Source organism: Halorubrum sp. SD683 (assembly GCF_002135045.1).
Taxonomy (GTDB): domain Archaea; phylum Halobacteriota; class Halobacteria; order Halobacteriales; family Haloferacaceae; genus Halorubrum; species Halorubrum ezzemoulense.
In genome coordinates this window covers 1-12,338 of record NZ_NEWJ01000078.1, presented here as the reverse complement: position 1 = coordinate 12,338, position 12,338 = coordinate 1, and the positions used below count along the sequence as shown (strand labels likewise).

The window sequence follows — 12,338 nt, the reverse complement described above, 5'->3', positions numbered from 1 at the left end:
CCCCCGCCCCCGCTCCCGACGCCCGCGCCGGTGACGTTCCACTCGACGGTGTACCGGCGCCCGGCGTCCGTCTTCGAGAACGCGCGGAGCCCGTTTATCAGGCACCGCTTGAACTCCGACTTCCCCGTCGCGGTCGGGCCGTCGATCCAGACGATCGTCTCGTCGTTCCCGCGCCCCGTCGCGGCCGCGCGGAGGTCGTCGACGAACGCGTTGAGCGCGCGGGTGTTGCCCAACACGGCGTGTTCGCCGTCGTTCGCCGGGTCGTCGAAGAACCGGTACCGGTCGAGCGTCTCGCCCCGCTCGCGGACCTCACGAGTGCCGTACGACTCGACGGCCGCGAGGACGTACCCCGCCCCGGAGGCGGCCGCGGTCGGGTTCTCCAACACGCGGTCGACGTAGGACTCGAGGCTCATCGGCGGGTCGTACACCCCCCGAAGGGCGTCGTCGGCCGCGGCGACGAACCCCTCGCCGTCCGTTCGAGTGCGTTCGCTCATTTCAGTCCCCGCCGTCCGCTATCTCCGAGCGTGCGACCGCCGCGCCCGCGTACTCTAACACCTCTGCGGCGCCGTCCTCGGAATACCCGCGGTCGACCAAGGCCGAAACCCAGGCGCTCCGGTCCTCGTCGTCGAGGTCGGTCGCGGACACCAGCGCCGAGAAGTTGATGTTATGCTTCTTGTCCTCCCACAGCTTCCGTTCGAGGGCGCGCCGGAGGCGGTCGTTCTCCTGCGGGTCGAAGCCGCGCCCCTCGCGGGCGCGCCGCGAGATCCAGTTCGACACCTCCTGTCTGAAGTCGTCCTTGCGGTCCGAGGGCACGTCGAGCTGTTCCTCGACCGCGCGCAGGAACGTCTCGTCCGGCTCGGTCTCGCGGCCGGTCAGCTCGTCGTCGACGGTGTCGTCGTCGATGTACGCCATCACGTGGTCCATGTACTTCTCGCCCTGCCGCCGGAGCTCGTCCACGTCGTACGCCAGCGCGTGGCGCACGTCCTCGATCGCGCGCTCGCGGTACTCCTCGCGGACGGTCTCCAAGAGCCGCTCGTAGCGGCCGAGGTCGTCGGCCGCGATCGAGCCGTGGCCGCCGAGGTTCGCCTCGAAGTGATCGAAGACGGACAACGGGGAGAGGTGGCTGCGGTCGCGGTGGGTCGCGTCCATGATCGCCTCGGCGATCTCGTCGCCGACGAACCGCGCGGAGATCCCGTCCATCCCCTCGCCGACGTCGGCGGACTCGGCGGCGTCCTCCCGGAGCTTCCGCCGGTCGATCTCCTCGTCTTCGAGCTCGCCGTTGTACGCCTTCGCCTTCTCCAACAGGCTCACCGTCTCGTCGGTCGGCTCCTCCAACCGGGTGAGCACGCCGAAGAGGCCGGCCATCTCCAGCGCGTGCGGCTCGACGTGGACGTTGGGCACGTCGGCGTTTGCGAGCATCTTCCGGTAGATCTCCGCCTCGCTCTCGTACTCCAACACGTACGGGTAGTCGATCCGCTTGGTCCGGTCGTTGAACGCCTCCATCTTCTCGTCGCCGGTCTTCTCGCGGTACTCCGGCATGTTCGTCCGGCCGACGATCACTTGATCAATGTCGATCCGCGGGTTGTTCTTCGGCTTGATCGTCGACTCCTGCGAGGCGTGGAGGAAGTCGTAGAGGAACTCCCGCTGGAGCTTGAGCAGTTCCTCGCCGGAGAACAGGCCGCGGTTCGCGTTACAGAACGCGCCGGCGTAGTCGAACGCCCGCGGGTCGGACTCGCCATAGACGGCGAGCTTGGCGTAGTTGACGTCGCCGGTGAGCTCCGTCTCGTCCTGATTCTTCTTGTCCTTCGGCTCGAACGTCTCGATACACTCCCGGCGGTTCTCGTCTGCGACGAGCCGGACGACCTCGACGTGCTCGTCGAGGACGCGCTGGAGGTCGTCGTCGTAGTGCGCGAGCAGTTCGTTCAGGTAGAACTCCGAGGCCGGGTCCGGGTGTTGGTCGTTCCGAAGCGTGTAGGGCGCGTCGAGCCGCTCGTTCAGGTCGTCGATCACCGCCTGCCGCTGCGGCTTCGGGAGGAGGACGAGGGGGTCCTGACTCATCGGGGAGCGGACCGTGTCATCGTCCGGGTCCTGATCGTCGATCACCGAACAGAGGTCGACCCACCGGAAGGTGTACATCCGCCCCGCGTCCTCCCGGGTGTACGCCTCGAAGTAGCGGCGCACGAGCCAGTCGAAGTGCGACTTCCCAGAGCCGACCGGCCCCAACAGGAGCTTGATCCGCTTTTCGGGACCCAGTCCGCGGGCCCCGGACTTCACCTTGTTGACGAACTCGTGGATCGCCTCGTGGACCTCGCGGCCGTAGAAGACGTTCTCGCCGTCGTGGAGCGGGTCCTCGGCGGCGAGCGCGTACTCGGCGACGCCGCGCTCCTCGTCGTAGTGCGTCCCGTAGTGGTCGAACATGTCCGCGACGCGCTGGTGCGCGTTCCGCGCGATCCGGGGGTCGTCGTACAGCGCGTCGAGGTACCAGTCGAACGAGCGCGCCGCTCTGAGGTCGTCGGGAACCTCCGTCCGGTACTCCTCGCTGAGCCGTTCAAGCGTTTGTCGGTCTGCCATCGTATCACGTTCGCTCGGGGGGCGTGGCGGGGTCGCCGACGGCCGACGCGACGGCCGGAGCGGCCGCTCTTCGTGCGCATGTCAACAGCTCGTCGAGCCGCGAGCGGCGCGTCGTCGGGGCGCGCGTCGGTGTCGGTGGTCGCCTCGCCCGTATCCGAGGCTATATATGTGAGAGGGATTGCCACGGATAAGTATGTCGCCCGTTGACACGCATCACTCAGCGACCGGCGCCTGCGCCCTCACCGGATCCGACCGGTTCGCCGACGGTCCCTCGACCGGTTTTATCAGCGACCCGTGGGATCTACGGCGGCGGCGAGCGTCGGCTCTCTCGAATCCCTCGCGCGCGCCGGTTGGGCCCCGTTCGAGACGCGCGCTGTCCGCGCGCCCGTCGCTGAGAACCGGAACCATCGACCCCGGCACCCACCCTTTTGCGGGGCGCCGTCCCAGTACGCCTGTGACGTTCAGCATCTGCGTTCGCGAGCGGTACACCGACGAGGACGGCGACGACCAGACCCGGTTCGGCGTGGCGGTGACCACCCGCCTGCCGGGCGTCGGCACGCTGTGTCCCTTCGCCTCGGCCGACGGCGCGGTGGCGACCCAGTCGCTCGTCAACGTCGAACTGGGACGGAAGGGGATCGAGTACCTCGGCGACGGGCTCGCGGTCGACGACGCGCTGGAGGCGCTGTTGAACGCCGACGAGGGGAGCGCTCAGCGCCAGCTCCACGGCGTCGATGCCGACGGGACGTTCGCGTTCTCCGGCGACAAGTGTAACGGCTGGTACGGCCACCGGAAGGGAGAGAACTACACCGTCGCGGGCAACCTCCTGACGGGCGAGGACGTGGTCGAGGACACCGCGGCCGCCTACGAGTCCGACGCCCACGGCGACGCGCCCCTCGCCGAGCGGCTGATCGACGCCCTCGCCGCGGGCCACGCCGCGGGGGGCGACAAGCGCGAGGATCTCGAAGTCCAGTCCGCCGCGCTGCTCGTGTGTAACACGGAGGAGGAGACCGACGACCCGTACTACAACGACCTCCGGGTCGACGCGAGCGAGACGCCGGTGGCGGACCTCCGCGAGACGTACGAGACGGCCAAGCGCGGCTACGAGACCGTCTTGGAGAAGTACGCGGACGAGGAGACCGACGACGAGAGAGAAGCCGACGGGGCAACGGACGACGGTAGGGGGCCCGACGAGGCAACGGACGATGGTAGGGAGCCCGACGAGGCAACGGACGACGAGACGGAAACAGACGACGAGTAGAAGGCCCGCTACATCGACAGCCGCGCGAGGATCGGCAAGTGGTCGGAGGGGTACCGCCCGCGGTCGTCGCGGTCCGCGAGGGTCGCGAACGCCTCGACCGAAAGCTCTGGCGAGACGAGCGCGTGGTCGATCCGGCGGCCGTCGATGAGGCGGGCGAAGTCGGTGAGGCTCGTCTCCGGGCCGTGCCGGAGGTCGGCGGCAACGGCGGCGTCGCGAAGCGCGGGCGCGTCGTCGGTCGCCCCTCCGTCGACCGCTCCTCCGTCGACGGTCCCCCCGGTTCCGGCGTCGTCGCCGATGAGAATCCGGTGCGGCTCCGACCCGGGCGTACAGTTGAGGTCGCCGACGAGGACGACCGGGGCCGTCCCGTCGGCGTCGGCTTCGTCGCCCGTCGCGATCGCCGGGAGCCGCTCGCGCAGCAGGCGGGCGGACTCGCGCCGCGCCCGCGCGCTCACGTGGTCGAAGTGTGTGTTGACGACGCGGAGCGCGGCGTCGCCGTCGACGGCGCGCACTCGGGCCCACGTCGCGATCCGCGGGTGGGACGCGTCCCACCCGACCGACGGCGAGTCCGGGGTCTCGGAGAGCCAGAACGTCCCGCTCCGAGTGACTTCCCAGCGGTCGCCCCGGACGCCGATCGGGCACCCTTCGCCCTCGCCGTCGGTCGCGCGACCCCGGCCGACGAACTCGTACTCCGGGAGTCGCTCGCGGAGGTCGCGGCGCTGTCCGGGGAGCGGCTCCTGAAACGCGGCGATGTCGGGCCGGTGAAAGCGGACTAGGCGCGCGACGGCGTCTCGGCGGTCGTGCCAGGCGTCGTGGTGGTCGCCCCGGTTGGCGTAGCGGACGTTGTAGCTCAGCACCCGGATCGCGGTCATTACGTCGGGGGTCGCGGGCGAGGCGATTAAAATGCGCGGAGCGCGGGACGTGTCGCGGAACGAATCGAGGCCGCCGCTCCCCGACCGCTCACACCGAGAACTCGTACAGGTCGTCGCCGACATGGTGGATCGACTCGACGACTTTGCCGCTGTCGCCGACCATCGCGTCGCCGTCGACCATCGCGCGGCCCACCGCCAGCACCTTCCCGTGGGTCTCCTCGGCGATGACGACGAGGTCGCCCGCGCGGATCGCCTCGTCGGCCTCGACGATCCCCGGGCGCATCACGTCGGCGCCGTCGGAGACGAAGGAGATCGCCCCTGCGTCGACCGTCACGACGCCCGTCTCCGGGTCGAAGTCGTTCGCCCCCCGGACCGTGAGGAAGGGCTCGTCGTCGTCGACGTAGAAGACGGCGGGGTCGCCGTCGACCAAGACGAGCTCGTAGCCGGCGTCGACGAACTCCACGAACTCGAACGCCTCGCCGTCGATGTCGACCCCGAGGTGGTCGGCCACCGCCTCGCGGATCGCCGTGATCTCGTCGCTCCGGAGGTGGTGCCGAGATTTCACTTCCATGGGCGTTCCGTCGACCGCTCGGCCGATAAATGGACCGCTCCCCGCCTCGTCCGGGGGTCATTCCGCGGCGGGCGCTCCGCGGCGACGGTCTCGACTCGTTGGACCGATCAAAACGGCCTTAAACCACCTCTCCATATCCATTCGTATGCTCAACCCACTGGCGATCGTGCTCGTGGCGATCGTGAATCCCCCCGCGATCGTCCTCGCGGCGGTCGCGACGCTTCTCGTCGTCCTCGTCACCTCGGTGCGGGGGACGGGGTGGGAACCCACGACCGACGTCTCGGACGAAGTGCTCGAACACCGCGCGTCGTCGGTCCCCGAGACCGAGTTCCCGGAACCGGGTAACCGCGCGGTCGGCGGCGGCGGTGGCGGCGGCGCCATCCCGGCGGGCGGCGCCGAGGGCGGGGAGGGCGAGCTCGAAGAGGGCGGCACCGTCAGCTCCGGCCCCGGTGACATCCCCGAAGACGAGGTGGAGTACTACGAGGTCGAGTTCGTCAAGCAGGGCGAGACGGTCGAGCTCTCCAACGACGAGCCCATCCTCGAACAGGGCGAAGACGAGGGGTGGGACCTCCCGTACGCCTGCCGACAGGGCCAGTGCGTCTCCTGTGCCGGGCAGATCGCGGACGGCCCCTCCGAGGACTTCGTCGAGCACGACAACCAGCAGATGCTCGAAGAGGCCGAGATCGACGACGGCTACACGCTCACCTGCGTCGCGTACCCGCGCGACTCCTTCAGCATCGAGACCGGCGAGGCGCCGTAGGCCCGTTTCCTGGTCTCGACTCTCCCACCCGTTCTCGATTCCGCGCTCGTTCCCAGTCCTTCTCGCTCGCGACACCCTTTTTCGCGTCTCGGTCCAACGAGCCGTATGTCCGTCACCACGGCCCTCGTCGGGGGCGGCGGAGGCGTCGTCGTCGCGCTGATCGCCGCGGCCGTCTACCGCGACGCCGCGCGCGTCGGCGTCGACCTCGGCTCGCCGGCGGCGTGGGCCGCGCTCGTCGTGCTCACCGGCGGTGCGAGCCTCGTCACGCTACTCGCGGTTCCCGACGCGCCCCTACCCGGAGTCCTCGTGTTGACCGCGCTCGGGCCGCTGCTGTACGTGCTCGAACGCGACGACTCGCTGAACGGCGACGACCCGGCCGACCCCACGCGGCTCCCCAGCCAGTCCGGCGACGCGGCCGACTCGGGCGACGACGGGGAGCGATAGCGCGCTCGGCTGCCGCCGTTCCGTCTCATCGACGATGACACAGTTCCTTTCGACGCGCCCGACGGCTCCTAAACCGCAACTTTCCATACCGTCGGCGATGTATTGGGGGTAATGAGCGACGAGAGCGACGAGAGCCTCGCGGACCGGGTCGAGCGGTGGATGGTCGGACAGATGCCGATCATCCAGATGCACGGCGGCACGAGCGTCGTGCGCGAGGCGAACCCCGAGACCGGCGAGGTCGTCGTCGAGCTCGGCGGCACCTGCTCCGGCTGCGGTATCTCGAACATCACCGCCGACAACATCCGCCGCGACCTCATCATGGACTTCGACGAGGTCGACAACGTGACGGTGCGGACCGCCTCCTCCGGCGATCAGGGCGCCTCGACGGTCGAGGGCGGTCGCGGCGGCGAGCTCCGCCACGAGACCGACTCCGCGAACCACTTCTGAACGCGGCGGGCCGTCCCGCCGCGAGGCCTCTCGATTCCGCCGCCTCTCTTATAGCGACGTGAACGGCAGCGACGCGAGCGAATCGGGGCCGTAGTCGAGCGCGTCAGCCTGCGAGACGCCGTCCGGCGTCACGAGGTCGACGACCCGCGGCGCGTTCCCGGCCGCGCCCTCGCGCGCGCCGCCGAAGACGAAGGTCCCGGCTTCTTCGGCGACCGCGCGCAAGCTGCCGCGGTCCTCCGAGCCGACCACCGGCGCCACCTCCCAGCCAGAGATGTCGCCGCCGACCGCGGACTTCGGCACCGAGACGACGGCCGTGTTCGACTCGAAGCTCACGAACACCTCCGGCGTGCCGAGGTCTCCGCCGTCGGCGTCGGTGATCCCTTTCGCGAAGCCGCTGGCGTCGATCCGGTACCGCCACGGCGCGCCGAACTCGGCGGTGAGCCCGAGATCGTCCAGCGCGCTCGTGCGGCCGCCGTTCGCGTCGGGATCGCGCAAGTAGACGAGGAAGTAGTGCGGCGAGAAGTCGCCGCCGAACGCGTCGTAGAGGTTCTCAACCTCGAATGCGAACCGGTACTCTTTCTCGGTCTCTAAGACGCGGAATGAGCGCAGATCGAACGCGCCATCTCGGAACGCACCGTCCGTCGGGTATACGTACTCGCCGGGCCCGTCGTCGTCGCGTTTCGGGTCGGTCAGCTCGGCGACGACGTCGCCGGGAGCAACGGTAACCGTCTCCGCGGCGAGCTTCTCGTCGGTCTCCGGGTCGCGAACAGCGACGTCGTAGGTGCCGATCGCCGTGATCCGGTAGCCGAGTTCGACCGTCTCGTCCGTCGCGTTCGGCGGGAGCCGGACGTTGGCGAGCGTCTCGACCTCGCCGTCGACGACGATCTCGACGTTCGTGCCGCCCACGAACCCGGCGTCGTTCGACCCCGTCCCCGCGATGAACGACTCGTCGAGGTCGGCCTCCTCCGCGATCTCGATCGAGATGTCCTGTTCCGGCCGCTCGTACTCCGGGAGTCGACCGATCTCGCGGCCCCGCGCCGGACGGAACCTGACAGCAGTTCCGCCGCTCGGCGCGAGCGACGCGAGCAGCGTCGTGCTCGGGGTGACGATCGCCTCGTCGATCCGGACCCCGGTCGGGTCGGCGTCGACGCCTCCTCCGATCGCGTCCGAGTAGATCTCCGCGACGTACTTCGGGCCGTCGCGGCCGCCGCCGTTCCCGTTATTCTTCCCCTTCTCTTTCCCCTTTCCGCCACCCTTGCCGTGCCCCGGCGCGTCCCCGGACTTACCGGGTGCGAGGAAGTCGAGCGGCACGTTGACCGCGCGGCCCGCCCCGTCGGTCATGACGCCGACGTACCACTCGTCGCCGTGCCGGCGGGCGATCGCGAGGTAGTCGCCGATCGCGGCGCCGACGACGCGCGTCTCGTCCCAGCCGGCGGCCGGGACGGACTCGATGAAGGAGAACTCCGGCTTCGCGTCGAAGTTCTCGTTCTCCGGAACGTACCCCTCGTACTCGGCCGGGATCGGGGAGGGCTTGCCCGACTCGGTGACGGCGACCGCGTTGAGGTTGAATCCCCCCACGTCGCCGGTGAACCCGTCTCCGCCGTCCTCGTAGTCGAGCTCGACCGCGATCTCGGTGTCGCCCGCGTCGAGTTCCACCTCGGTCGTGAACACCCGCCAGTCGTCCCAGTAGGCGGTGAAGTCGGGTTCGATCGTCCGGCTCGCGTCGCCGACGCGGAGCGTCGCTCGCGGCCCGCCGGCGTCGATCACGCGTTGCGCGTTCTCCTCCGGCGCGCTCGCGTACCGGAGGTGGAGGTCGTATGTCCCCGGCTCCTCGACGCCGCGCACGACGTACGTCACCGACGAGCCGCTCGGTGCGCGGTTAGGGTCGACGGCGACGTGGTTCGTGCCGAACGCGTCCCGCCACGTGTCGTCGGTCACCAGTCCGTCGCGCTCGCCGGCCGCGGCTTGGAGCCCCTCGCCCACCTCGAACGTCTCGTCGACGTACCCCTCGATCCGGTCGGCGGCCATCTGGAGGCCGCTGAGGTACGTCGGGTACATCGCGAGCTGCTTGGCGCGGGTCGTCTGGACCTGGTCGCCGCGGTCGTCGCCGAAGGTCACGTCGAAGATACCCGGCTGGAAGCTCACCGGGCCGGCGAGGTTCCGCGTGAACGGGAGCGTGACGTGGTGGTCGCGGCCGACGTTCGATCCGAGCTGGCCGAACCCGTCGTACTCCTGGGCCTTCACCACCTCGCGGTTCGCCACGTTCGGGTAGGTCCGGATCTCGCCGGTCGGCTTGATCCCCTCGTGGATCTCCAGCAGCTGACGGTTCGCGGCCGCCTCACGGATCGCGAGCCGGTGGTGGTTCACCGCGAGCTGGTTGTGCTGGTTGTGGGTCGGCTCGGCGCCGTCGCCGTCGATGCCGAGCCCCGGGTCCGAGACGTACCCGTTCTTGATCGAGTTGATCCCCTCGGCCTCGTACCCCGCGAACACGTCCTCGTCGAGGATCGCGGCCTCGTACTGCGGGATGTTACCGGCCGTCTCGTTGTGGATCGTCATCTCGACGGGGTCCGGCAGCGACGCGCCGAAGTCGGTCACCTCGGGCACGTCGAAGTCCGGATAGGAGTCGTCGACGCCGAAGCCGAAGCCGGTGCCGTCCCCGGGATAGGTGTCCCACCCCTCGTTCCACCCCTCGACGAGCACGCTGTCGATCCCGTTCTCGCTCGCGAAGCGCATGTACCGCTTCATGCGCTCGGTCCGCGCACCGTGGACGTACGCGGCGGGATTTCGGTCGTTCCCGGCGATCTCGTCGTCCGACTTGTACTCCCAGTTCGCCTGCCCCGCGATCATCGTCCACCAGATGCCGACGTACTTGCGGGGCTCGATCCAGTCGGCGTCCGGCTCGCCGCCCGCGGTCGGCAGCGCCGACTCGTCGAGCGGGTCGGCGAGCAGCGGGACGAGCTGCGACTCGATCAGCCCGCCCGGCCGGTTGACGACCTGTATCGTCCGCCACGGCGTCGCCGCCGGGAGGTCGAGCGAGGCCCTCGACCCGTCGGGCAGCGGCGTGAGCTCGGTCGCGAAGGCCGTCTCCCCGTCGTCGCTGCGGGCGCGAGCGTCGCCGCCGCGTAGTCGTCGAGGTTCGCCTCGTGGACGCTGAGGTACGCGTCGCCCGCGTCCACCGTCAGCGGCGTGTGCGCGCCGGTCCGGGTCGGCGTGTCCGTCGGCCGCGTCTCGCGGCTCCCGGCCGGTATCTCCGACAGCGGCGTCTCCGCGTACTCCTGCTCGAACCGCGGATTGGTTACCTCGTTGCGGATCCACCAGGCGTCGTAGTCGGCCGCGAAGTCGACGCCGGTGTTCTCCGAGTCGATCACCGCCTTCTCCGAGTGGCTCGCGAACCCCTCCCCGAGGACGACCCGGAGGCCGACCCCGTCGTCGAACGCGCGCACTTGGAGGGTCGCGGTCCGCGCGTCCGCCGCGGGGGTGCCCGACCCGTCCGCGTCCCCGGCGGCGTCGGCGAGCCCGACGCTCAGGGCGCGGTACTCCGCGGACACCTCCTCGTACGCGCCCCACACCGGCTCCCACTCCTCGGTCGCCGACTCGCGCTCGGTGCCCGTAACCGTCACCGGGCCCGACTCCCCGTCGGCGCTCGCGCCGAACGACGGCTGATTCCGGAAGTCGAACCCGACCGTCGACGGTCCGACGTACGTTTCGCCGCCGCGAGCGACCTCGTAGGTCGGGGCTCCGCCGGTGACGTCGACCGTGACCGCGATCGATCCGTCGGGCGACTCGACCGTCTGGACCGGGTCGTCCGCCTCGTTGTCGACTCGCGCGGCGTCGTCGGCCGACACGTCTCGCGAGTAGGCCGCGGCGGCGACCAGCGCCCCCACGCTCCCGAGGAACCCCCGCCGCGTCGCGCCGTCAAACGTTTGCTGTGATCGTTTCTCACGCATTCCGTCCGCAGCGTGTATGCGATGAATAATAATGCTATTGTAACGAATCGAAGTGATTGGATTTCGAAACGACCGAGTCGACGCGCCTCGGCGCCCGGACCGCCGCCCGCCGATCCACCTCTACAGCGCGTTCTCCAGCGCCGACGCGACGCTCCGCACCTTTTCGGCCAGCGCCTCGGGGGTGTGGCCGGCCGCGACCGAATCGGCCAGCTCCTCGTCGTCGACGCGCTCAACCGTCCCGTCGGGGTGTTTCATCACGTCGACGTGGAGGTCCACGTAGCGGGCCGCGTCGGGGAACACCTCGACGGGCGTACAGACGTTGAGGTACGTCCCGCGGACCGTCCCGTCGCGGCCGCGGTACGTCGTCGGGTACCACCAGCGCCCCTCCTTCAGGCTCGTCTCGGCGACGTCGCCGGCCTCGCGGTCGACGCCGAGCCCGTCGTAGGTCCCCCCGCCGGTCATCTCGCGCTCGACGGTGACGGTCCCGTCGGCGTCGACTCCCGTCACCGTCCCCTCGCCGAGGGTGATCAGCCGGCCGTCGGGCTTCCCGTGGTCGATCCGGAGCGCGTCGCCCTCGCGCGGGCCGAACGCGTCGGCCACGACCGCGAACGGGAACTCGGCGTCGGGAGCGGGGTCGCAGAGCGCCTCCGCGAGGTCGACGCCGGCCGAGGCGTCCGCCGACCCCGCCTTCACGCGGTGGTGGCCGGGCATCGTCGCGGTCGCGGTCCGCCGCGCGTCGTCGAGTCCCGACCGGCTCTCGCGGCCGAACCAGACCCAGACGCCGGCGTTCGGCGCGGCGAGCGGGGCGTCGCGGAGCCGGCTCCGGTCGCTGACGACGCCGAGCCCGTCTCCGGTCCCGTCGTCGACTCCACTCTCGTCGTCCGCTCCGGTCGCCGCGCGTAGCCCCTCGGCGGCCTCGACGGCCGCGTCGAGGCCCGCGGTCAGCGCCCCCGTGTCGGCGTCGACGGCGGCGGGCTGCCACACCGCCCGCCAGCCCGTCGGCGGTTCGAGGTCGAGCAGGTCGAGCATCCCGGACAGCTCTCGGGCGGCCTCGTCGTCCCGGGCGTCGACCCGCGTCCCGGACCCCGGTTCGAGCGCGACGAGGTCGCCGCCGACCCGCAACTCTCCGGCGAGTTCGGGGCGACGGTCCGTCCACGGCGCGGCCGACTCGCGCACCTGGACCCGGACCGCGTCCCCCGTCTCGACCCGGGCGTCGACGGCCCCGTACGGGAGGTACCCCTCGACGGCCGCGGCGGGCGTGCCCGTCACGTCGCCGCCCTCGCCGCCGACTCGCCCGCCGCCGACTCGGAGGTCGACGACGGCGCCGCCGCCGAGCGTCTCCGTCACCTCGCCGTCGAGGACGGTCTCCGGCGGCGTCGGGTCGGGCCACGCGAGCGCGTCGCGGCCCGCGTCGGTCAGGAGATCTCGGACCGTGCCGAGCGCGCCGGCGGCGCCGTGCGCGGCCACCCCC

8 protein-coding genes and 2 pseudogenes are annotated in these 12,338 nt (G+C 70.6%); 4 read left to right on the top strand and 6 right to left on the bottom strand.

Annotated features, from left to right (window positions below):
- Together B9G49_RS14060 and B9G49_RS14055 are read right to left on the bottom strand one after the other, a co-directional pair.
- Window positions 1-494: pseudogene (locus tag B9G49_RS14060) on the bottom strand (kinase anchor protein); the annotation flags it as partial.
- Between the two features lies 1 nt (window position 495).
- Entirely contained in the window at window positions 496-2,571 is a 2,076-nt protein-coding gene (locus B9G49_RS14055) for a PrkA family serine protein kinase (RefSeq protein ID WP_049932872.1), read from the bottom strand.
- Window positions 2,572-3,025: 454 nt separating this feature from the next.
- Here B9G49_RS14055 and B9G49_RS14050 point away from each other — a divergent pair, with 454 nt between their 5' ends.
- Window positions 3,026-3,829, top strand: a complete 804-nt coding sequence (locus B9G49_RS14050; RefSeq protein ID WP_086216788.1) for a DUF1028 domain-containing protein — start codon at window positions 3,026-3,028, stop codon at window positions 3,827-3,829.
- A gap of 8 nt (window positions 3,830-3,837) precedes the next feature.
- On the opposite strand, the gene B9G49_RS14045 is transcribed toward B9G49_RS14050, so the two are convergent.
- A complete protein-coding gene (locus B9G49_RS14045; protein ID WP_086216787.1) occupies window positions 3,838-4,698 on the bottom strand; it encodes an endonuclease/exonuclease/phosphatase family protein in 861 nt (286 codons plus the stop codon).
- 88 nt (window positions 4,699-4,786) lie between these two features.
- The gene (locus B9G49_RS14040) at window positions 4,787-5,269 is read right to left on the bottom strand and encodes an RNA-binding protein (RefSeq protein WP_049932869.1); all 483 of its coding nucleotides are present in this window, start codon (window positions 5,267-5,269) and stop codon (window positions 4,787-4,789) included.
- A 145-nt stretch (window positions 5,270-5,414) separates the two neighbouring features.
- Between B9G49_RS14040 and B9G49_RS14035 the strand changes: the two genes are divergently transcribed.
- The 3 genes from B9G49_RS14035 (at window position 5,415) to B9G49_RS14025 (ending at window position 6,920) form a co-directional block, all read left to right on the top strand.
- Window positions 5,415-6,029, top strand: a complete 615-nt coding sequence (locus tag B9G49_RS14035) for a 2Fe-2S iron-sulfur cluster-binding protein (protein WP_049932868.1) — start codon at window positions 5,415-5,417, stop codon at window positions 6,027-6,029.
- A 105-nt stretch (window positions 6,030-6,134) separates the two neighbouring features.
- Window positions 6,135-6,473: a hypothetical protein gene (locus B9G49_RS14030; RefSeq protein WP_049932867.1), complete on the top strand. Its 339-nt coding sequence runs from the start codon at window positions 6,135-6,137 to the stop codon at window positions 6,471-6,473.
- Window positions 6,474-6,584: 111 nt separating this feature from the next.
- Entirely contained in the window at window positions 6,585-6,920 is a 336-nt protein-coding gene (locus B9G49_RS14025) for a NifU family protein (protein WP_049932866.1), read from the top strand.
- A 48-nt stretch (window positions 6,921-6,968) separates the two neighbouring features.
- On the opposite strand, the pseudogene B9G49_RS14020 reads toward B9G49_RS14025, so the two are convergent.
- Window positions 6,969-10,804: pseudogene (locus tag B9G49_RS14020) on the bottom strand (glycoside hydrolase family 97 catalytic domain-containing protein).
- Between the two features lie 183 nt (window positions 10,805-10,987).
- On the bottom strand, window positions 10,988-12,338 hold a 1,351-nt coding region (locus B9G49_RS14015; RefSeq protein WP_143414714.1), incomplete at its 5' end, for a DUF402 domain-containing protein.